The sequence below is a fragment of the Paraburkholderia nodosa DSM 21604 genome, assembly GCF_000519185.1.
Classification (GTDB): Bacteria; Pseudomonadota; Gammaproteobacteria; order Burkholderiales; family Burkholderiaceae; genus Paraburkholderia; species Paraburkholderia nodosa.
The window spans coordinates 20,137-39,738 of the sequence record NZ_JAFA01000008.1 but is presented as its reverse complement, the minus strand read 5'-3'; the positions used below and the strand labels follow the sequence as shown (position 1 = coordinate 39,738).

The following is a 19,602-nucleotide window of genomic DNA, read 5'->3' as shown; positions in this document are numbered from 1 at the left end:
GCGCCCGCAAGCGGCGACCGGCGCAGTGCCTGCGAAGGCCAGACCATTCGGGGATATCGCGGCGGCCGCGTCTAGCGGCGGTACGCACGCGTTTCGAGGCGTTCAGGCGTCTTTTTTCCGTCGGCATATCCATCCAAGGAGCGGATCATGGCTCAGTTCAGCGCGTCACCTGGCAGTCCGGCAGTGCCCAACTTCGAATCTGGCGAAAGCAGCGAGTCCGCAGATAATCTGCGCTTGCCAGCCGGCTACAGCGAGCGGCTCTACAACCACGACCTTGCACCGCTCAAGGAGCAGACCTGGGGCGCGTACAACATCTTCGCGTTCTGGATGTCCGACGTGCATAGCGTCGGCGGGTACGTGTTCGCGGGGAGCCTCTTCGCGCTCGGCCTCACGAGCTGGCAAGTGCTCGTCGCGCTGATCGTCGGCATCTCCATCGTCAATGTGCTCTGCAACCTGATCGCGCGGCCTAGCCAGCGTCACGGCGTGCCGTATCCGGTGGCGTGTCGCGGCACCTTCGGCGTGCTCGGCGCCAACATTCCCGCCGTGATCCGCGGCCTCATCGCCGTGGCGTGGTACGGCATCCAGACCTATCTCGCTTCGAGCGCGCTCGTGATTGTCGTGCTCAAGTTCGTTCCGCAACTCATGCCTTATGCCGACGTTCACAAGCACGGCTTGCTCGGGCTTTCCGCGATTGGCTGGGCCGGCTTCATGACGCTCTGGGTGCTGCAGGCGCTCGTGTTCTGGAACGGCATGGAGACCATCAAGAAGTTCATCGACTTCGCGGGGCCGGCGGTTTATGTCGTGATGTTCGCGCTCGCGGGTTACATGGTGTATCGCGCGGGCTGGCACAACATCGGTCTGAATCTTGGCCAGGTGAAGTATCACGGTACCGAAGTGATTCCCGTGATGATCACGGCGATCTCGCTCGTGGTGTCGTATTTCTCGGGGCCGATGCTCAATTTCGGCGACTTTTCGCGTTATGGCAAGTCGCTCAAGAGCGTTCACAAGGGCAACTTCTGGGGACTGCCGGTCAACTTTCTCGCCTTCTCGCTCGTCACGGTCATCACGACTTCGGCTACGCTCCCTCTGTTCGGAGAACTGATCACCGACCCCGTCGAAACGGTCAGCCGCATCGATCATCCGACCGCTGTGATTCTCGGCGCGCTCACGTTCACGATTGCGACCATCGGCATCAACATCGTCGCGAACTTCGTTTCGCCCGCGTTCGATTTTTCCAACGTCGCGCCTCGGCTCATTAGCTGGCGTGCGGGTGGCATGCTCGCCGCCGTGGCCTCGATCTTCATCACGCCGTGGAATCTCTTCAACAACCCGGCTGTGATTCACTACACGCTCGACGTGCTTGGCGCCTTCATCGGGCCTTTGTATGGTGTCCTGATCGTGGACTTTTATCTCGTGAAGCGCGGGCGTCTTGCCGTGGACGATCTCTACTCGGTGTCGCCGAAGGGGGCGTACTGGTATCGCAACGGCGTGAACTGGCGTGCGGTGTCGGCTTTGCTGCCCGCAGCGGTGATCGCGATTCTCTGCGTGATGGTGCCTTCGCTCGGCGGCGCGGCGAACTTCTCGTGGTTCATTGGCGCCGCGCTCAGCGCGTTGTTCTATCGCGCGCTCACGATGGGCGAACGCGCTCGCGCAAACGCATGAGCTTCACGCAAAACCAGGCATCGACGAAGGAATCGAAATGCGCATCAAATTGATCAATCCGAACACCACGCAGCGTATGACCGCCGCGATGGAGCAGTGCGCGCGCGACGTGATCGCACCGGGCACGGAGGTGGTGGCGGTGAGCCCGACGATGGGCCCGCCGTCGATCGAAGGCTATTACGACGAGGCGCTCGCCACGCCCGGTCTGCTCGCCGAAGTGGAGGCGGGCGAGCGCGAGGGCTTCGACGGCTACGTGATCGCGTGCTTTGGAGACCCGGGCCTTTACGCGGCGCGCGAGTTGGCGCGCGGGCCCGTCGTGGGCATCGCGGAAGCCGCGATGCATGCGGCGAGTGTGCTCGCGCCGGGCTTCTCGGTCGTGACGACGCTCTCGCGCACTCGCGCAATGGCCTGGCACCTCGCCGAGCGCTACGGCATGACGCGTTTTTGCCGCAACGTGCGCGCGATCGACGTGGCCGTGCTCGAACTCGATGAACCGGGATCGGCCGCGCGCCGCGCGATCGTCGACGAGTGCCGCCGCGCGCTCGAAGAAGATGGCGCCGACGCGATCGTGCTCGGTTGCGCGGGCATGACGAGCTTGTGCGCGCAGGTGGAGGACGCACTCGGCGTGCCGGTGGTCGACGGCGTGACGGCCGCCGTGAAATGGGTGGAGGTGCTCGTCGCGCTGCGCCTCAAGACCGGCAAGCGCGGCGACTTCGCGCGACCGCTCGCCAAGCGTTACGACGGCGAATTCGCGCGTTTCAGCCCGACTAATCCCGCCCCGGCCACGGAAACGCCGCCGCCGGTGCGGCCGTTGCGCTACGGGTAAACGCGCAACGCGTGCAAGCGGGGGTGGCCGCCCAGCTACGCCAGATCGGGCGGCCACATACACCTCGCTTGACCCGTACTATCTGAGCGTGCGTATGGGCGCGTACGGGTGATTTCGCTACACTGGTCCGGTCCTGTAAGCAGGTTGCGCGGACCGTTCGTCAGGCCTTGCAAAGCAGCGCCGGCGGCCGCTTCACGGCGCCTCGCCGTTACGCGGATATTTCGTTTCATCCTCTCTATTCGATTGATTCGACCAGCATGCCACTCGATCCCCAATATCCCCGCGATCTGATCGGTTATGGCCGGTATCCGGTGCAGGCCAACTGGCCCGGTCAGGCGCGCGTCGCGGTGCAGTTCGTGCTCAACTACGAAGAGGGCGGCGAAAACTGCGTGCTGCACGGCGACCCCGGCTCCGAGCAGTTCCTCTCCGAAATCGTGGGCGCCGCGGCGTATCCCGCGCGCCATATGAGCATGGAGTCGATCTACGAATATGGCTCGCGCGCGGGCGTGTGGCGCATCCTGCGCGAATTCGAAAAGCGCGGTTTGCCGCTCACCGTGTTCGGCGTGGGTATGGCGATCGAGCGTCATCCCGAAGTCGCGCGCGCGTTCGTCGAGCTGGGCCACGAGATCGCGTGCCACGGGTATCGATGGATTCACTACCAGGACGTCTCGCCCGCCAAGGAGGCCGAGCATATGAAGCTCGGCATGGAAGCAATCGAGCGCGTGACGGGCGTGCGCCCGCTCGGCTGGTACACGGGGCGCGACAGCCCGAACACGCATCGCCTCGTGGCCGAGTATGGCGGCTTCCTCTACGACTCCGATTACTACGGCGACGACCTGCCGTTCTGGATGGACGTCGAGGTCACAGGCGGCAAGTCGGCGCCGCAACTGATCGTGCCTTACACGCTCGACACGAACGACATGCGCTTCGCTTCGCCCCAGGGCTTCAACACGGCGGACCACTTCTTCACCTATTTGCGCGACGCATTCGACGTGCTCTACGAAGAAGGCGACGAAGCGCCGAAGATGCTCTCGATCGGCATGCACTGCCGGCTGCTCGGGCGCCCTGGGCGTTTTCGCGCGCTGCAGCGCTTTCTCGATCACATCGAAAAACACGAGCGCGTGTGGGTCACGCGCCGCGTGGACATCGCGCGACACTGGCGCGAGCATCATCCCTACCAACCGCAGCAGAACGACCACCGCGGGGCCGCCGCATGAAGGCAATGCACTACACCCTCGAACAGCTGAATCAAGCCTCGGTCGACGCCTTCGTGGCGGCGCTTTCAGGCATCTTCGAGCACTCGCCCTGGGTCGCCGCTGCGGCCGCGCAGCAGCGCCCGTTTGCGAACATCGACGCGCTGCATCGCACCATGTCACAGGCCGTGGAAACCTCGGGCGAGGTGCAGCAGCTTGCGCTCATCAACGCCCACCCGGAGCTTGCGGGCAAGGCCGCCGTGCGCGGCGAGCTGACCGCCGAATCCACGCGCGAGCAAAGCGGCGCGGGTCTGAACCAGTGCACGCAGGAAGAGTTCGACAAGCTGCTCGCGCTCAATGGCGCGTATCGCGAGAAGTTCGGATTCCCATTCATTCTCGCGGTGCGCGGCTATGACCGCCACGGCATCATGGCCAACTTCGAGGCGCGCGTGAACAACAGCCGCACCGATGAATTGCGCGCGAGCCTCGACCAGATTTACCGTATTGCGCGCTTCAGGCTGGACGAGCTGATCGACGCGTAACGTGGCGATGCGCCCGCCGGCTTTTCGCGAGGGGGCGCAGCGCCGTTTTGATCTACAGAAAAGACACGAAGGAAGACAACGATGGCACTCCCGACTCTCGACCCCAACGCCCCCGATTTCACGCGCCGCTTCGTGAATCTCGCGGACCCGCGCCTGGGCGCGCAGGCGCTCGAGGCGAGCGACGACTTCTTCGCGCCGAAGGATCGCATGCTCAATCCGGAGCCGGCCGTCTTTATTCCGGGCAAGTACGACGAACACGGCAAGTGGATGGACGGCTGGGAAACGCGCCGCAAGCGCACGACCGGCTCTGACTGGTGCATCGTGAAGCTCGCGCGCCCCGGCGTAATCAAGGGCCTCGATATCGACACGAGCCACTTCACGGGCAACTACCCGCCGGCGGCATCGGTGGAGGGCGCGTATGTGGCCGACGGCGCACCCACTGCCGCGACGCAATGGACGGAGATCGTTCCCTCGACCTCCTTGAACGGCAATAGCCACCATTACGTGGAAGTGTCCAGCGACAAGCCGTACACGCACCTGCGCGTGAATATCTATCCCGATGGCGGCATCGCGCGTCTGCGCGTGTACGGCCAGCCGCAGGTGGACTGGGCGGGCGCGAGCCGCACCGAAATGTTCGACCTGGCCGCGATGGAAAACGGCGCGTACCTCGTTGGCGCGAACAACCAGCACTTTGGCATGGCCTCCACGCTGCTCATGCCGGGCCGCGGCGTGAACATGGGCGACGGCTGGGAAACGCGCCGCCGCCGGGAACCGGGCAACGACTGGGCGATCATCGCGCTCGCGCAGCCGGGCATCATCAAGAAGATCGAAGTCGATACGGCGCACTTCAAGGGCAACTACCCGGACCGCTGCTCGTTCCAGGCCGCGCGCGTGGTGGGCGGCACGGACAGTTCGCTCGTGACCCAGGCCATGTTCTGGCCGGTGCTGCTCGGCGAGCAGAAGCTGCAGATGGACAAGCAGCACTACTACGAAAGCGAGCTCGCGGCGCTCGGCCCGGTTACGCATGTGCGCTTCAACATCATCCCGGACGGCGGCGTTTCGCGTGTACGCCTCTGGGGCACGCTCGCCTGATACGCTGACGAGGCCATCATGAGTGAAACAAGGACGACGCTGACCATCGAGCCGCTCACGCCCGAGGCGTTCGCACCCTTCGGCGATGTGATCGAGCTCGCGGGCGCGAAGCAGATTCCGATCAATCTGGGCACGACCATCCGCTTTCACGATCTCGCGAACGTGGATGTGACCGACGAAGGCGGCCGCACGCTCGTGAATCTTTTTCGCGGGCAGCCGCGCGAACTGCCGTTCGAAGTGAAGATGCTCGAACGGCATCCGCTGGGCAGTCAGGCGTTCGTGCCGCTCAACGACAAGCCGTATCTGGTGGTGGTCGCGCCGGCGGGCGAGCTGGACGTCACGCAGATTCGTGCTTTCGTTTCGCGCGGCTGGCAGGGCGTGAATTATGCGAAGGGCGTTTGGCATCATCCGCTGATCGCGTTGGGCGAGGTGAGCGATTTCATCGTCGTCGATCGCGGTGGGGATGGGCTCAATCTCAACGAGCAGGATCTGGCGGAGTCGTTTTGGTTGACGCAAGAAGCGATGAAGGCCGCGATGCGCTAATTCACGAAATTACACAGCAGTCCGTATCAGCTGGAAAAAGCCACGGTCGAGACCGTGGCTTTTTTTGCGTCTGGCGGGTGAAGCAGGGTTGTGGCTCTGGTCGAGCCGGCTGCTCAGGGCGCCGTAAGGCATGGCGAGTCATGCATGGCTGTGTGCGCCGCTCGATGCTTCAATGCTTCGATCGGGCAAGGCGGCGAGGCTCGCGTCATCCGAGTTCCGCACATTCTGCGGGCGCCTGACTGCGTGATGCACCTGCCGTAGCCTTTGCGAATAGTTGCGCAGCGTTTGCGCTCTCATTGCAGCTTGCACGCCGAGTCCCCAGCATTCGTCGAATGCCTGATGCCATTTCGCCATACCCCGCGCATCGCCGCCCAACGCGCAAGCCCTTCAGCAAAGAAACCGTACCAAAAGAAAAAGGACCCGAAGCGCATCGCACTTCGGGTCCTTCCGGTCGCAACTTACGTAGCGCGATGCAAACTAATCGCGCTGCCAGCTACGTCATTGTTTCGCGCCGCCCTGGAACCACATCGCGATCTTCTGCCGCTCGTCGTCGGTCATGTGAGTGACGTTGCCAAGCGGCATCGCCTTGAGCGTCACAGCCTGCTGATACAGGCGTTGTGCGTTCTGCGAAATCTCATCGGGCGTATCGAACATCACGCCTGCGGGTGCGGCACCCATCAGCGTCGGATGGGCCGAGTGACAGGACGCGCAGCGTTGCTGCAGGATCGGCTGGATATCGGAAACCTTCAGCGACGGCGCGTTCGCGGCTTCGGCCTGCGGCACGACCGGACGCGGCAGCGTCCAAACCAGCGCGACGAACATCAGCGCCACGCCGCCGATCGGCAGATACCAGAGCTGCTGACCACGATGACGCATCACGAAGAACTGGCGAATCAGCGCGCCGGCCAGCATGATCACCACGAGCACGGCCCAGTTGTAGGCGTGGGCGTAGGTCATCGCGTAGTGGTTCGAGAGCATCGCGAACACCACGGGCAGCGTGAAATAGGTGTTGTGCACCGAGCGCTGCTTGCCGCGCTTGCCGTAGATCGGATTCGGCACTTCGCCCTTGAGCATCGCCGCGACCATCTTGCGCTGGCCCGGGATGATGACGAAGAACACGTTGGCCGACATGATCGTCGCGAGCATTGCGCCCATGATGAGGTACGCGGCACGGCCCGAGAAAATGTGGCACGCGAGGTAGGCCGCGATCACGACATAGATGCCCACGCACACGCCCAGCAGCTTGTCCTTCGTGCCGAGCACGCGGCACAGCGAGTCATAGACGATCCAGCCCGCGGCGAGGAAGCCGAGCGCCGAGAAGATCGCGACGACCGGACCCATGTCGAGCACGTTCTTGTCGATCAGATACGTGTTCGGCGCCATCAGGTACAGCACCGTGAAGAGCGACGCGCCCGAGAGCCATGTGGTGTACGACGGCCACTTCGACCAGTGGAGGTCGTCGGGCATTTCGGGCGGCGCAACGGTGTACTTCTGCATGTTGTAGAAGCCGCCGCCGTGCACGTGCCACAGTTCGCCGAACACGCCGCGGCGGCGCTGGTTCGGGTCCGTGGGCGGTTTGAGGCTGTTGTCGAGCGCGACGAAATAGAACGACTCGCCAATCCAGGCGATCGCCGCGATGACGTGGAACCAGCGCAGCGCGAGGTTCAGCCAATCGGTAATAAAGCCTTCCATGAAACGTCTCCAGTCCTGATGCATTGCGCGCGCGTCCGAGCGCACGCGCTAACTGCGGGGTATGAGCGCGCCGCGTAGCGTCGGGGCCGCTGGACGACCCTTGCGCTGCCGCGCTGCCGTTGTTGTTCGTATGACCTTGGGCTTGATGACCCGGGCTAGAGATCGCCCGGAATGCCCTATGAGAATGTGTTGCGGTGGCCGCCCGGGGCTCGCTCAGCTGCCCCGATAGGTGCTGTACGACCACGGCGAAACGAGTAGCGGCACGTGGTAGTGCGAACCGGCGTCGGCGATGCCGAAGCGCAACACCACGCGGTCGACGAAGCGCGGCTCGGGCACCTTCGTGCCGAGAGCGGCGAAATAGTCGCCGGCATGGAACACGAGTTCGTATTCGCCCTTGGCGAGTGCAACGCCCTCGAGCAGCGGCGCGTCGCAGCGGCCGTCGTCATTGGTGGTGACGGTCTTGAGCGCGCGGCGCGCGTCGCCCGAGAGCGCAAAGAGCTCGACCTTGATGCCCGCGCCGGGACGGCCGTTCGCGGTGTCGAGCACGTGGGTAGTCAGCTTGCCCATTCGCAGTTTTCCTTGTGAGTGCCTGGTGCGATTGCGAGGTTTCAGCGGCAGCTCCCGATCCCATGCATGATGCATTGCGGCGGATCGAGGCTCCACGTCAGTGGCTACATACCCGTCGGCGGATCGAAGCGAGCGCCGTGAACGCATTTTAAGAACGATCGCACCCGGTGCGCGCGAGCGATAGGAAAGATAAAGCTACGCGCATGAGGGTGAGCCCTGGGTGGTGCCCGGGGCGCTGTCGCACATTGCGCCCCGGATTCAGGTGTCCCTTGTTGGCATCGTAGCGACGCCAAAAATCGACCTCTATATGCGTGGCGTGAATGTGGGTATCGCAGCGGCGCGAATTGCCACGACAATTTTGGTTGCGGATCGTAGAGGCCATGCGCAGCGCGTGCTGCGCGTCCCGAAGACGGCGGTGGACGCCGGGTAACCGGGCCAGCGGCGTCCTCGTCGGGACGCGTCGGCACCGGGCGCCTGGGCGACCGGCGAGGTCGGCGGGTGAGGCGAGGGCGTCTGGTTCACACGCCGTGCGCGAGTCCGAAGGAATAGCCAGGGCTCGTGGCGGCACGACAACGGAGCGAACAAGGACGATGGAACCCACACTCGCACAGCGGCAAAACCCGCAAGACCCGCAAAAGCCCGGCAAGACGCTGCTGGTGAAAAACGCCGACATGCTGGTGACGATGGACGGCGCGCGCCGCGAGATTCGCGGCGGCGGCCTCTACGTCGAAGGCAACCGCATTGTCGCGGTCGGCCCGACGGCGGGACTGCCCGCCACGGCCGACGAGGTGATCGACGCCAGCGGCCACCTCGTGACGCCGGGGCTCGTCAACACGCACCACCACATGTACCAGAGCCTCACGCGCGCCGTGCCGGCCGCGCAGGACGCCGAACTGTTCGGCTGGCTCACGAGTCTCTACAAGGTATGGGCGAACCTCACGCCCGAGATGATCGAGGTCTCCACGCTCACCGCGATGGCGGAGCTGCTGCTCTCGGGCTGCACGACGTCCAGCGATCATCTGTACATCTATCCGAACGGCAGCCGCCTCGACGACAGCATCCGCGCGGCGCAACGCATCGGCATGCGCTTTCACGCGAGCCGCGGCAGCATGAGCGTCGGCCAGAAGGACGGCGGCTTGCCGCCCGATGCCGTGGTCGAGCGCGAGGACGCGATTCTCGCCGACACGCAGCGGCTTATCGAGACGTATCACGACGAGGGCCGGTACGCGATGCTGCGCGTCGTCGTGGCGCCATGCTCGCCGTTCTCGGTGAGCCGCGACCTGATGCGCGAATCGGCGGTGCTCGCGCGGCATTACGGCGTGTCCATGCACACGCATCTCGCCGAGAACGTCAACGACATTGCTTACAGCCGCGAAAAGTTCGGCATGACGCCCGCCGAATATGCCGAGGACCTCGGCTGGGTGGGCCGCGACGTATGGCATGCGCACTGCGTCCAGCTCGACGATCACGGCATCGGTTTGTTCGGCCGGACTGGCACCGGCGTCGCGCATTGTCCGTGCTCGAACATGCGGCTTGCCTCGGGCATTGCGCCCGTGAAAAAGATGCGGCTCGCTGGCGTGCCGGTCGGCCTCGGCGTGGACGGCTCGGCGTCGAACGACGGCGCGCAGATGGTGGCCGAGGCGCGCCAGGCCATGCTGCTCGCGCGCGTGGGCTTCGGACCGGATGCCATGACGGCGCGCGAAGCGCTCGAAATCGCGACGCTGGGCGGCGCGCAGGTGCTGGGCCGCGACGACATTGGCGCGCTCGCACCCGGCATGGCAGCCGACTTCGTGGCGTTCGACCTGCGCCAGCCGCTTTTCGCGGGCGCGCTGCACGATCCAGTCGCCGCGCTCGTATTCTGCGCACCCTCACAGGTCGCGCTGAGCGTGATCGGCGGGCGCGTGGTCGTGAAGGAGGGCGTGTTGCAGACGGTGGAGCTTGGGCCGGTCATCGAGCGGCATAACCGGCTCGCGGCACAGCTCGTGCAGATGGCGCGCTGAGGCAGGCAAGCGCGCAACGCACAGGCGTGTTGAAAAAGGTCAGGCGGCCGCAGCAACGTGCGGCCGTGGTACTCAAGGCTTGTTGATCAGCGTCTTCGTCGCTTCGGCGATGAGGCTGCGTAACCAGCGTACTTCGTCCGAGTAATGACAGCGTTCGTGCCACAACTGGTAGTACTGCATCGGCGGGAAGTCGAGCGGCGCGGGCACGACCGTGAGCGGCAGGAAGCGCGCGTAGTGGTCGGCGAAAAGGCGCGTGGTCGTGAAGACCAGGTCCGACTTCACGAGCACGTAGGGCGCGAGATTGAAGTAGGGCAGCGTGACGACCACGTGGCGCTTGAGGCGCTCGCGCGCGAGGTGCACGTCGATGGCGCCGCGCTGGCCCACGGAGTAGGGCGTGGGCGCGAGATGCGGCGCGTTCAGATACTGGTCGAGCGTGAGCCCGCCGCGCTTGGCGAACGGGTGCGCGTTGCTCATCAGGCAGACGATCTGGTCGACGAACAGGTTCGAGAGGTGCAGCTGTTCGGGCGGCTCGGGCCAGTTGCCGATGACGATATCGAGCTTGCCTTCCTCGAGCGCGAGCTCGTAGTCGAACGCAGGCCCGAGCGAGTGAAACTCGAGCGTGGCGTTGGGCGCGGCCTGGCGAAAGCGCTCGACCACGGTCGGCACGAACAGGACGTTCAGATAGTCAGGACAGCCAATCCGGTAACAGCGGATGGAGGTGGCCGGATCGAAATTGTGCTGCTGGAAGCGGATGCGCTCGATCTCGCGCAGCGCGTTCTGGACGGGCTCGAGCAGGCGCAGGCCGTACTCGGTCGGCACCATGCCGGATTTGCCGCGCACGAGGAGCGGGTCGCCGGTGATGTCGCGCAGACGCCGCAGCGCCGCGCTGATTGCGGGCTGGGACTGATTGAGCTTGACGGCCGCGCGTGTCACGCTGCGCTCCATCAGAAGCGTGTGCAAGACGCGCAAGAGGTACGTGTCGATCGCCTCGCGTTGCTGACTCATGAATTCTCCGAATTATATGTTCTGGCTGATCGATGAGGCTTGTGGGTATATCGTTTTTAATATGGACAAAAAGTGGCGTCAAGCGAGGCTTACCCCGAGGCTCGCGCCAAGTCGCCCGTGCAGCGGGGCAACAGCGAATTTTGGCGGCTCGACCTTCGCAGGGCTAACGGGTATCGTCACCCCCGCACGGCGGCGCGCGGCGGCCAGCGTCAAACGGTTAACGGACAGCAATAACGTACAACGGCGGAACCTCCATGGGTGATTCTTCTTCACGTCAGGCATCGCGTGCGCAAAACGGCAGTGGTGTGCCGCGCCTCGCGCTTGCCGGCATCACGAAGCAGTACCCGGCGGTGCGCGCGAACGACGATGTCACGCTCTCGGTCGCGCCTGGCGAAATCCATGCCTTGCTCGGCGAGAACGGCGCGGGCAAGAGCACGCTCATGAAGATCGTCTACGGCGCGGTGCGGCCGGACGCGGGCGAGATCCGCTGGGAAGGCCAGGCCGTCGAAATCGCGAGTCCGGCTGCGGCGCGCAAGCTCGGCATCGGCATGGTGTTCCAGCATTTTTCGTTGTTCGAAACGCTTACCGTCGGCGAGAACATCGCGCTCTCGCTCGACGAAGCGTTCGACCTGAAAACGCTCGGCAAGCGGATTCGCGAGGTGTCGGCGCAATACGGCCTCGATGTCGATCCGCAGCGCCATGTGCATAGCCTCACGGTGGGCGAGCGTCAGCGCGTGGAGATCGTGCGCTGCCTGCTGCAGAATCCGCGTCTGTTGATCATGGACGAACCGACTTCGGTGCTCACGCCGCAAGCGGTGCGCAAGCTGTTCGGCACGCTGCGGCGACTGGCTTCCGAAGGCTGCAGCATTCTCTATATCAGCCACAAGCTCGACGAAATCCAGGCGCTTTGCGACACGGCCACCGTGCTGCGCGGAGGCAAGGTCACGGGCCGCGTCATACCGCGCGAAGAAACGCATGCGTCGCTCGCGCGGTTGATGGTTGGGCGCGAACTGCCCGACTACACGCGGCGCGCGCACGCGCCCGGCGACGTGCTGCTCGAAGCGCAGCATCTGTCGATGCCGAGCGACGATCCGTTCGGCACCTCGCTCAACGATGTTTCGTTCAGCGTGCATGCGGGCGAGATACTCGGTATCGCCGGCGTCTCGGGCAACGGCCAGGCAGAATTGCTCGCCGCGCTCTCGGGCGAGGCGCACGCGGCCCGCCACGGTGTGAGCGCCGATGCCGTCAGGATTTGCGGCAAGCCCGCAGGCCGATTTTCGGCCGGGGCGCGCCGCAAGCTCGGCTTCGCGTTCGTGCCGGAGGAGCGGCTGGGGCGCGGTGCGGTCCCGGCCATGTCGCTTGCCGAAAACGCCTTGCTCACGGCACACCGCGAAGGCATGGTGCGCTCGGGCTGGCTCAGGACCGGCGCGATGCGCGCTTTCGCCGAGCGCTGCATCGGCGCATTCGATGTGCGTTGCGGCGGTCCGGACGCGCTCGCGCAAAGCCTCTCGGGCGGCAATCTGCAGAAGTACATCGTTGGGCGCGAGATTCTCCAGGCGCCGAAGGTGCTCGTGGTCGCGCAGCCCACTTGGGGCGTGGACGTGGGCGCGGCCGCATTCATTCGCCAGCAGTTGCTCGATCTTTCGGCGCGCGGCGTGGCGATACTCGTGATCTCGGAAGAACTGGAAGAGCTTTTCGACATCTGCGATCGCATTGCCGTGCTCGCAGGCGGACGCCTTTCGCCCGCGCGTTTGACCGGCGAGACGAACGCCGAGGAAATCGGCCGCTGGATGGCGGGGCTTTTCGGCGAGCGCGCCGATCGCGGCGATGGCGGCGGCCGGCCCGACGGCGAGCCGCCCGCGCAGACCGTGGCGAACGCGTGACAGGCGACCCATAACAACACGCGCAAGCCCATCGACCACCCCAGACCGGCCACCTACTTCACGACCATGATCTTCCCGTACCGACTCGAAGCCCGCACGACGCCGTCGCGCACGGTGCGCATCGCTGTGCCGCTGATTGCGGCGCTGCTCACGCTCGCCATCGGCTTCCTGATCTTCGGCCTCGTGGGCCGCGATCCCTTGCAGGCGATGCACGCGTTCTTCATCGAACCGCTTTCGAGCATCAACGGCTGGTCCGAGCTCCTGCTCAAGGCCTCGCCGCTATGCCTGATCGCGCTCGGTCTCGCGGCGGGGTATCGCGCCAACGTGTGGAACATCGGCGCGGAAGGGCAGATGGTGCTGGGCGGCATCGCGGCGAGCGGCGTGGCGATCTATTTCGATCAAGCCACGGGCTGGTGGATCCTCTTCCTGATGATGTTCGCGGGCGTGCTGGGCGGCATGGCGTGGGCGGCGATTCCCGCGTGGCTCAAGAGCCGCTTCAACACCAACGAGATCCTCACGAGCCTGATGCTCACCTACGTCGCCACGCAACTGCTGATCTGGCTCGTAAGCGGTCCGTGGCGCGACCCGCAAGGCATGAACTTTCCGCTCTCCGAAATGTTCAGCGGCGACGCGCTCTTTCCGACCTTCGGCGGCGACTGGCGTATCCACTGGCTGCGCGGCACGCGCCTGAACGCATCGATCTTCCTGACGCTCGCGGCCATTCCGCTCGTGTGGCTCTTCATGCGCCGCAGCTTCGCGGGCTATCGCATGAGCGTGGGCGGTCTCGCGCCGCTCGCGGCGCGCTACGCGGGCTTCTCGGAGAAAAAGACGATCTGGACCTCGCTGCTGCTGTCCGGCGGCCTCGCGGGCCTGGCGGGCATGGGCGAGATTGCCGGCCCCATCGGCCAGCTGCAGGCGACGTGGTCGCCGGGCTACGGCTTCACGGCGATCATCGTCGTGTTCGTGGGGCGCCTGCACCCGGTCGGCATCGTGCTCGCGAGCCTCTTGATGGCGCTGCTCTACCTGGGCGGCGAAGCCGTGCAGACATCGCTGCAATTGCCGCAGGCGCTTTCCGGCGTGTTCCAGGGGCTGCTGCTGTTCTGCCTGCTCGGCGCGGACCTCTTCGTAAACTATCGCGTGCGCCGCCGTCATCCGGTCGCGGTTGCGAACTGACCAGCGCAATCCAGAACAATCAAACGGGCCACACGACATGGATATCCAGCAAGCCAGCTCGCTCGCCTCGAGCGCCGTCACCGCCGCCATTCCGCTCATGTTCGCGGGCGTGGGCGAACTCGTCACGGAGAAGTCGGGCGTGCTCAACCTCGGCGTCGAAGGCATGATGCTGATGGGCGCCGTCACGGGCTACGCGGTCACGACCATAACTGGCAGTCCCTGGGTCGGCCTCGTTGCGGGCATGGTCGCAGGAATCGTCATGGCCTTGCTGTTCGGCTTCCTCGTGCTCACGATGCTGGCCAACCAGGTCGCAACGGGCCTCTCGCTCACGATCTTCGGCGTCGGGCTCTCGGCGTATGTGGGCAAGCCGTATACCTCGGCCGCCACGTCGGCGACCATCGCCCCCTGGCCGATTCCGGGGCTCTCGCAACTGCCCGTGGTCGGGCAGGCGTTCTTTAGCCTCACGCCTGTCGACTACCTCGCGTTCATCATGTTCGCCGTGGTCGGCTGGTTCCTCTATCGCACGCGCGCCGGGCTCGTGCTGCGCTCGGTGGGCGAGTCGCCGCAGGTCGCGCATTCAGTGGGCTTTCCCGTGATCGGCGTGCGCTATGGCGCAACGGCGTTCGGCGGCGCAATGGCAGGCCTCGCGGGCAGCTACTACTCCGTGGTGCAACTGCATTTGTGGCAGGAGCAGATCACGGCGGGGCGTGGCTGGATCGCGCTCGCCCTGGTCGTGTTCGCGACGTGGCGCCCGGGCCGCCTATTGATCGGCGCGCTGCTCTTTGGCGCGGTCACGGGCGCGCAGTTCTATGCGCAGGCCGTGGGCGTGCCGGTGCCCACGCAGTTCCTGGCCATGTTGCCGTATGTCGCGACGATCGTCGTGCTCGTGCTCATCTCGCGCAACCCGAACACGATCCGCCTGAACGCGCCGGCTTCGCTCGGCAAGCCGTTCTTTGGGGCCGCCTAGGTGGGGCCGCCCAGGTGGGGCCGCCCAGGTGGGTCCAATTATCCGGAATGCTAACCAACACGCCTTGAACGCTCGCCGTTCCCAATCCACGACAGGAGATCCACGATGAAAAAAACCATCCTGACCGCTTTCGCCGTCGCCGCCACGTGCGGCACGGCGGCCCTCGCGCCTGCGGCTCACGCCGCCGATGCGCCGGGCGTCGCGTTCGTCTACCTCGGCAATCCGGGCGATGCCGGCTGGACCTTCGCGCACGATCAGGGCTCGAAAGTCGCCGAGCAGAAGTTCGGCAACAAGATCAAGATCACGCGCGTGGAAAACGTGCCGGAATCGGCGGATTCGGAGCGCGTGTTCCGCGATCTCGCGAACAAGGGCAACAAGATCATCTTCGGCACGAGCTTCGGTTATCAGGACTTCCAGCTCAAGGTGGCGAAGGATTTCCCGGACACCGTGTTCCTGCACGCAACGGGCTACAAGAAGGCGCCGAACTTCGGCACCTATGACGTGCGCATGTATCAGGGCGCCTATCTCGCGGGCGTCGCGGCGGGTTACGCGACGAAGACCAACACACTCGGTTTCGTCGCCTCCGTGCCGATTCCCGAGGTCGTGCGCAACATCAACGCGTACACGCTCGGCGCGCGCTCGGTGAATCCGAAGGTGCACACCAAGGTCATCTGGATCAACAGCTGGTTCGATCCGGGCAAGGAGAAGCAGGCCGCCGAAACGCTGATCGGCCAGGGTGCGGACGTGCTGCTGCAAAACACCGATTCGAGCGCCACGCTCGCCACCGCCGAAGAGAAGAAAGTCCACGCGTTCGGCTGGGATTCGAACATGAAGAAGTTCGGCCCGCACGCGCACCTGGGCTCGGTCGAGGCGAACTGGGGCGTGTACTACGTCGCGGCGATCCAGCAGGTGCTCGATGGCAAGTGGAAGAACGACCCCGTGTGGTGGGGCATTCCGCAAAAGGCCGTCGATCTCGGCGACGTCAACACGTCCGAGCTTTCGGCCGACGCGCAAAAGGCCGTCGCCGCGAAGCGCGAACAGATCGCGAGCGGCAAGTGGGACGTCTTCACGGGCCCGATCAAGGATCAGACGGGCGCAGTCAAGATTGCGGCCGGCAAGACGCTGACCGACCCGGAACTGCAACGCCTGAACTGGTACGTCGAAGGCGTGGACGGCTCGCTGCCGAAGTAAGCATGAGTCGGGCGCTCGCGCCGCCTGACACGGCGCGGGTGCGAGCGCATTCTTCGTACGATTTCGACGTGCGTACGCGAAACGGCTGTGTGTAGCCGGCGAGGCTCGCGCAGCCGTTTTGCCTTGATGGCCGTCCGCAAAGACGTGGCGCCGACGCGGCGCGAAGCCGCGCCGCGTCAGTCGTCGAGGCGTATACCGACCTTGATCGTGACCTGCCAGTGCGAGACCTGATCGTTTTCGATCAGGCCGCGCGTTTCCACGACCTCGAACCAGTGCAGGTAACGCAGCGTCTTCGACGCCCGCGCGATGGCGCAGCGAATGGCGTCGTCGCTGGATTCCTTGGACGAGCCGGTAAGTTCGATCTGCTTGTAGACGTGGTCGTTCATAACAGTGTCTCCTCGTGGGTCGCGCGGCGTCGGCGCGTCAATCGAGTATAGGTAACGGACCGGGGCGCAAGGGCAAAGATGAGAGAAGCCCGGCGCCGGTTATCATGGCGCCTCTCGCGAAAACGAGCATTCGACGTGCCCGTTTTGCAGGCGTGAAAGCGCAACGGCGATCGACAGGAGACGAACGAGATGGGCGGTCAGGTATTGGGGTTTTGCGGACCGGGGCTGATGGGCGCGCCGATGATCGGTCATTTGCTGCGCGCCGGGCACGCAGTGCGCGTATGGAACCGCTCGCCGGCGAAGGCCGAGGCGCTGATCGCCGATGGCGCGCAGGTGGCCGCGACGCCCGGCGAGCTGGCGCGCGAGGCCGACGTGGTGTTGCTGTGCGTCGCCGATGCGGCGGCGGTCGAGCAGGTGGTGTTCGGCGAGCACGGGCTCCTGGCCGGTGCGCCCGGCGCGAGCGTGCGCGTGCGCCGCATCGTGGATCATTCGAGCATTCCTCCCGACGCGACGCGCAGGCTCGCAGAGCGTGCGGCGGCATTCGGCGTGGGTTGGGTCGACGCGCCGGTTTCGGGCGGCGTGGCGGGCGCGCAGAACGGCACGCTGGCGATCATGGCGGGCGGCACAGCGACGGACGTGGAAGCCGTTACGCCGATCCTTGGCGCCTACGCGGCGCGCGTGACCCATATGGGTGGCGTGGGCGCGGGTCAGACCACCAAGCTGTGCAACCAGGCCATCGTCACGGCCACCGTCGCCGCGATTGCCGAAGCGGTTAGCCTCGCGCGGCGCAGCGGCATCGACGCGTCGAAGCTGCCCGACGCGCTCGCGGGCGGCTGGGCCGATTCGACGTTGCTGCGGACGTTCGTGCCGCGCATGACGCAAGACGGGCTCGAATCCATCGGCGCGCTCAAGACGTTTCAGAAAGACGTGGACACGATCGCCGCAGCGGCCGCGCAGACCGGCACGCCCATGCCCGTCTCGGGCACGGTCCAGCAATTGCTGCGTCTGGCAGCAGCCATGGGCCTCGCGCAGGCCGATTTTTCGGGTTTCATCGACGTCCTGCAGACGCCGCGCACCGGCGAAGCTTGAGCGGATCGACCGCGCGAAGGTCTCGCAGGCGATGCGGCCCCGTTGTAACCGGCGTGCATGGCGGCCTTCACATTGCTCACTTCTTGCCGTGTCATGCTGCGCGCAGCAGAGCTGTCCGCGCGGCTGGAACTCGCGCGCGAAGTGGCATAACCTGCTAAAATTACAGGTTTTTCGTCGATCTACTTACCGGGACGCGCTGTGCTCTCTACCGCCAACATCACCATGCAATTCGGGCCGAAGCCCTTGTTCGAGAACATCTCGGTCAAATTCGGCGAAGGCAACCGCTATGGCCTGATCGGCGCGAACGGTTGCGGCAAATCCACGTTCATGAAGATCCTCGGTGGGGATCTCGAGCAGAGTTCGGGCAACGTCATGCTCGAGCCGAACGTGCGTCTGGGCAAGCTGCGCCAGGACCAGTTCGCGTACGAAGACGTGCGCGTGCTCGACGTCGTCATGATGGGCCATACCGAAATGTGGGCCGCGATGACCGAGCGCGACGCGATCTACGCGAACCCCGAGGCCACCGACGACGACTACATGCATGCCGCCGAACTCGAAGCGAAGTTCGCCGAGTACGACGGCTACACGGCCGAAGCGCGCGCGGGCGAACTGCTGCTCGGCATCGGCATCGGCACGGATTTCCACAATGGGCCGATGAGCGGCGTGGCGCCGGGCTGGAAGCTGCGCGTGCTGCTCGCGCAGGCGCTGTTCTCGAAGCCGGACGTACTGCTGCTCGACGAACCGACCAACAACCTCGACATCAACTCGATCCGCTGGCTGGAAGATGTTCTGAACGAGTACAACTCGACCATGATCATCATCTCCCATGATCGACACTTCCTGAACCAGGTCTGCACGCACATGGCGGACATGGACTACGGCACGCTCAAGATCTACCCGGGCAACTACGACGACTACATGCTCGCTTCGGCGCAGGCGCGCGAGCGTCAGGCCAACGCCAACGCCAAGGCGAAGGAGCGCGTGGCCGACCTGCAGGACTTCGTGCGCCGCTTCTCGGCGAACAAGTCGAAGGCGCGCCAGGCCACCAGCCGTCTGAAGATGATCGACAAGATCAAGATCGAGGAATTCAAGCCTTCGTCGCGACAGAACCCGTTCATCCGCTTCGAGTTCGAGAAGAAGCTGCACAACATCGTCGTGGTCGCGGAAGAGATCACGAAGACGTATGAGCGCCGCATCTTCAACAAGCTCAGCATCAGCGTGCAGCCGGGCGAGCGTATCGCGATCATCGGCGAGAACGGCGCGGGCAAGACCACGCTGCTGCGCTCGCTGCTCGGCAACCTGGCCGTCGATAACGGCTCGGTGAAGTGGGCGGAGAACGCGAATGTGGGCTACATGCCGCAGGACACGTACGAAGAGTTCCCCGCCGACGTCACGCTGATGGACTGGATCGATCAGTACCGCCAGGAAGGCGACGACGAGCAGTCGGTGCGCGGTACGCTGGGCCGTCTGCTCTTCAATGCAGACGACATCAGGAAGTCGGTCAAGGTGCTGTCGGGCGGCGAGAAGGGCCGCATGATCTGGGGCAAGCTGATGCTCGGCCGCCACAACGTGCTGCTCATGGACGAGCCCACGAACCACATGGACATGGAATCGATCGAATCGCTGCAGATCGCGCTCGAAAAGTTCGAAGGCACGCTCATTTTCGTGTCGCACGACCGCGAGTTCGTGAACGGCCTCGCCAACCGCATCATCGAGGTGAAACCCGACGGCGCGGTCAAGGACTACAGCGGCAACTACGAGGACTTCCTTGCCAGCCAGGGGCTGCAATAA

17 protein-coding genes are annotated in these 19,602 nt (G+C 64.9%); 13 read left to right on the top strand and 4 right to left on the bottom strand.

Features of this window, described 5'->3' with window-relative positions; translation table 11 throughout:
• The first annotated feature begins 147 nt into the window (after positions 1-147).
• The 6 genes from A3CW_RS0113375 (at position 148) to A3CW_RS0113350 (ending at position 5,858) form a co-directional block, all read left to right on the top strand.
• Positions 148-1,662: an NCS1 family nucleobase:cation symporter-1 gene (locus A3CW_RS0113375; RefSeq protein ID WP_028204029.1), complete on the top strand. Its 1,515-nt coding sequence runs from the start codon at positions 148-150 to the stop codon at positions 1,660-1,662.
• Positions 1,663-1,699: 37 nt separating this feature from the next.
• Positions 1,700-2,488 (top strand): aspartate/glutamate racemase family protein, encoded by a 789-nt coding sequence (locus tag A3CW_RS0113370; RefSeq protein ID WP_028204028.1) that lies wholly within the window; start codon positions 1,700-1,702, stop codon positions 2,486-2,488.
• A gap of 257 nt (positions 2,489-2,745) precedes the next feature.
• Positions 2,746-3,705 (top strand): allantoinase PuuE, encoded by a 960-nt coding sequence (gene puuE / locus A3CW_RS0113365; RefSeq protein ID WP_028204027.1) that lies wholly within the window; start codon positions 2,746-2,748, stop codon positions 3,703-3,705.
• On the top strand, positions 3,702-4,223 hold the full coding sequence (gene uraD / locus A3CW_RS0113360; RefSeq protein ID WP_028204026.1) for a 2-oxo-4-hydroxy-4-carboxy-5-ureidoimidazoline decarboxylase: 522 nt from the start codon (positions 3,702-3,704) through the stop codon (positions 4,221-4,223). Before puuE ends, uraD begins: the two co-directional genes overlap by 4 nt.
• A gap of 81 nt (positions 4,224-4,304) precedes the next feature.
• A complete protein-coding gene (gene alc / locus A3CW_RS0113355) occupies positions 4,305-5,315 on the top strand; it encodes an allantoicase (protein ID WP_028204025.1) in 1,011 nt (336 codons plus the stop codon).
• An 18-nt stretch (positions 5,316-5,333) separates the two neighbouring features.
• Positions 5,334-5,858, top strand: a complete 525-nt coding sequence (locus A3CW_RS0113350) for an ureidoglycolate lyase (RefSeq protein ID WP_028204024.1) — start codon at positions 5,334-5,336, stop codon at positions 5,856-5,858.
• A gap of 498 nt (positions 5,859-6,356) precedes the next feature.
• Here A3CW_RS0113350 and A3CW_RS0113340 read toward each other — a convergent pair whose 3' ends face one another.
• Both A3CW_RS0113340 and uraH read right to left on the bottom strand, forming a co-directional pair.
• On the bottom strand, positions 6,357-7,550 hold the full coding sequence (locus A3CW_RS0113340) for a urate hydroxylase PuuD (protein ID WP_028204022.1): 1,194 nt from the start codon (positions 7,548-7,550) through the stop codon (positions 6,357-6,359).
• A 213-nt stretch (positions 7,551-7,763) separates the two neighbouring features.
• The gene (gene uraH, locus A3CW_RS0113335; RefSeq protein ID WP_028204021.1) at positions 7,764-8,117 is read right to left on the bottom strand and encodes a hydroxyisourate hydrolase; all 354 of its coding nucleotides are present in this window, start codon (positions 8,115-8,117) and stop codon (positions 7,764-7,766) included.
• A gap of 590 nt (positions 8,118-8,707) precedes the next feature.
• On the opposite strand from uraH, the gene A3CW_RS0113325 reads away from it, so the two are divergent.
• On the top strand, positions 8,708-10,117 hold the full coding sequence (locus A3CW_RS0113325) for an 8-oxoguanine deaminase (RefSeq protein WP_028204019.1): 1,410 nt from the start codon (positions 8,708-8,710) through the stop codon (positions 10,115-10,117).
• 72 nt (positions 10,118-10,189) lie between these two features.
• Here the strand turns inward: A3CW_RS0113325 and A3CW_RS0113320 are convergent, their stop codons facing one another.
• Positions 10,190-11,122, bottom strand: coding sequence for a LysR substrate-binding domain-containing protein (locus A3CW_RS0113320; protein WP_028204018.1), 933 nt, complete (start codon positions 11,120-11,122; stop codon positions 10,190-10,192).
• A 254-nt stretch (positions 11,123-11,376) separates the two neighbouring features.
• On the opposite strand from A3CW_RS0113320, the gene A3CW_RS0113315 reads away from it, so the two are divergent.
• The 4 genes from A3CW_RS0113315 (at position 11,377) to A3CW_RS0113300 (ending at position 16,336) form a co-directional block, all read left to right on the top strand.
• Complete coding sequence (locus A3CW_RS0113315) at positions 11,377-13,005, top strand: ABC transporter ATP-binding protein (RefSeq protein WP_028204017.1); 1,629 nt, start codon at positions 11,377-11,379, stop codon at positions 13,003-13,005.
• 66 nt (positions 13,006-13,071) lie between these two features.
• Positions 13,072-14,178, top strand: a complete 1,107-nt coding sequence (locus A3CW_RS0113310) for an ABC transporter permease (RefSeq protein WP_028204016.1) — start codon at positions 13,072-13,074, stop codon at positions 14,176-14,178.
• Between the two features lie 37 nt (positions 14,179-14,215).
• The gene (locus A3CW_RS0113305; protein WP_028204015.1) at positions 14,216-15,145 is read left to right on the top strand and encodes an ABC transporter permease; all 930 of its coding nucleotides are present in this window, start codon (positions 14,216-14,218) and stop codon (positions 15,143-15,145) included.
• Between the two features lie 105 nt (positions 15,146-15,250).
• Positions 15,251-16,336 carry a BMP family ABC transporter substrate-binding protein gene (locus A3CW_RS0113300; protein ID WP_028204014.1) on the top strand — a complete coding sequence of 362 codons (1,086 nt, stop codon included), beginning with the start codon at positions 15,251-15,253 and terminating at the stop codon, positions 16,334-16,336.
• Between the two features lie 176 nt (positions 16,337-16,512).
• On the opposite strand, the gene A3CW_RS0113295 is transcribed toward A3CW_RS0113300, so the two are convergent.
• A complete protein-coding gene (locus tag A3CW_RS0113295) occupies positions 16,513-16,722 on the bottom strand; it encodes a dodecin (protein ID WP_028204013.1) in 210 nt (69 codons plus the stop codon).
• A gap of 189 nt (positions 16,723-16,911) precedes the next feature.
• On the opposite strand from A3CW_RS0113295, the gene A3CW_RS0113290 reads away from it, so the two are divergent.
• Both A3CW_RS0113290 and A3CW_RS0113285 read left to right on the top strand, forming a co-directional pair.
• Positions 16,912-17,811: an NAD(P)-dependent oxidoreductase gene (locus A3CW_RS0113290; RefSeq protein ID WP_035512951.1), complete on the top strand. Its 900-nt coding sequence runs from the start codon at positions 16,912-16,914 to the stop codon at positions 17,809-17,811.
• A 198-nt stretch (positions 17,812-18,009) separates the two neighbouring features.
• Positions 18,010-19,602: an ABC-F family ATPase gene (locus A3CW_RS0113285; protein WP_028204011.1), complete on the top strand. Its 1,593-nt coding sequence runs from the start codon at positions 18,010-18,012 to the stop codon at positions 19,600-19,602.

Excerpts from the sequence above, each read along its gene's own strand:
- A3CW_RS0113350 (WP_028204024.1), top strand. The coding sequence starts at position 5,334 with ATGAGTGAAACAAGGACGACGCTGACCATCGAGCCGCTCACGCCCGAG.
- A3CW_RS0113290 (WP_035512951.1), top strand. The coding sequence starts at position 16,912 with ATGGGCGGTCAGGTATTGGGGTTTTGCGGACCGGGGCTGATGGGCGCG.
- A3CW_RS0113310 (WP_028204016.1), top strand. The coding sequence starts at position 13,072 with ATGATCTTCCCGTACCGACTCGAAGCCCGCACGACGCCGTCGCGCACG.
- uraH (WP_028204021.1), bottom strand. The coding sequence starts at position 8,117 with ATGGGCAAGCTGACTACCCACGTGCTCGACACCGCGAACGGCCGTCCC.
- uraD (WP_028204026.1), top strand. The coding sequence starts at position 3,702 with ATGAAGGCAATGCACTACACCCTCGAACAGCTGAATCAAGCCTCGGTC.
- A3CW_RS0113320 (WP_028204018.1), bottom strand. The coding sequence starts at position 11,122 with ATGAGTCAGCAACGCGAGGCGATCGACACGTACCTCTTGCGCGTCTTG.
- A3CW_RS0113375 (WP_028204029.1), top strand. The coding sequence starts at position 148 with ATGGCTCAGTTCAGCGCGTCACCTGGCAGTCCGGCAGTGCCCAACTTC.
- alc (WP_028204025.1), top strand. The coding sequence starts at position 4,305 with ATGGCACTCCCGACTCTCGACCCCAACGCCCCCGATTTCACGCGCCGC.
- A3CW_RS0113325 (WP_028204019.1), top strand. The coding sequence starts at position 8,708 with ATGGAACCCACACTCGCACAGCGGCAAAACCCGCAAGACCCGCAAAAG.
- A3CW_RS0113370 (WP_028204028.1), top strand. The coding sequence starts at position 1,700 with ATGCGCATCAAATTGATCAATCCGAACACCACGCAGCGTATGACCGCC.
- A3CW_RS0113340 (WP_028204022.1), bottom strand. The coding sequence starts at position 7,550 with ATGGAAGGCTTTATTACCGATTGGCTGAACCTCGCGCTGCGCTGGTTC.
- A3CW_RS0113300 (WP_028204014.1), top strand. The coding sequence starts at position 15,251 with ATGAAAAAAACCATCCTGACCGCTTTCGCCGTCGCCGCCACGTGCGGC.
- A3CW_RS0113315 (WP_028204017.1), top strand. The coding sequence starts at position 11,377 with ATGGGTGATTCTTCTTCACGTCAGGCATCGCGTGCGCAAAACGGCAGT.
- puuE (WP_028204027.1), top strand. The coding sequence starts at position 2,746 with ATGCCACTCGATCCCCAATATCCCCGCGATCTGATCGGTTATGGCCGG.
- A3CW_RS0113305 (WP_028204015.1), top strand. The coding sequence starts at position 14,216 with ATGGATATCCAGCAAGCCAGCTCGCTCGCCTCGAGCGCCGTCACCGCC.
- A3CW_RS0113295 (WP_028204013.1), bottom strand. The coding sequence starts at position 16,722 with ATGAACGACCACGTCTACAAGCAGATCGAACTTACCGGCTCGTCCAAG.